Source organism: Candidatus Clostridium helianthi (assembly GCF_045310795.1).
Lineage (GTDB): Bacteria > Bacillota > Clostridia > Clostridiales > Clostridiaceae > Clostridium > Clostridium helianthi.
In genome coordinates, this window is the sequence record NZ_JBJIAB010000165.1 from 1 (window position 1) to 285 (window position 285).

A 285-nucleotide genomic window follows, 5' to 3' on the forward strand; every position below is an offset into this window, starting at 1 on the left:
TGCCGGAATCCTCGATCAAGGGTGCTGAAATCCAGATCGACTGGCTGCCCGTCACGGGTCTGAGGTTTGGATTGGGCGCAGCCTATCTCGATACCGAGATCACGGGCACATTCAACAACTTCTCGGCTTTCGGTCAGCCGATCGACTTCAAGGGGTATGGGTTCGCCAACACGCCGAAATGGCAGGCGAACGCCAGTGTCGAATACAGATGGCCGGTGTCCGATACGCTGGGGGCCTATGTCGGGGCCAACGCCAACTATCGAAGCGATACGAACGGCGACTTCA

1 protein-coding gene is annotated in these 285 nt (G+C 57.9%); it reads left to right on the forward strand.

The window, feature by feature from the left end; translation table 11 throughout:
- A partial coding sequence (locus ACJDTP_RS27650; RefSeq protein WP_406763031.1) for a TonB-dependent receptor domain-containing protein occupies positions 1–285 on the forward strand: 285 nt, incomplete at both ends.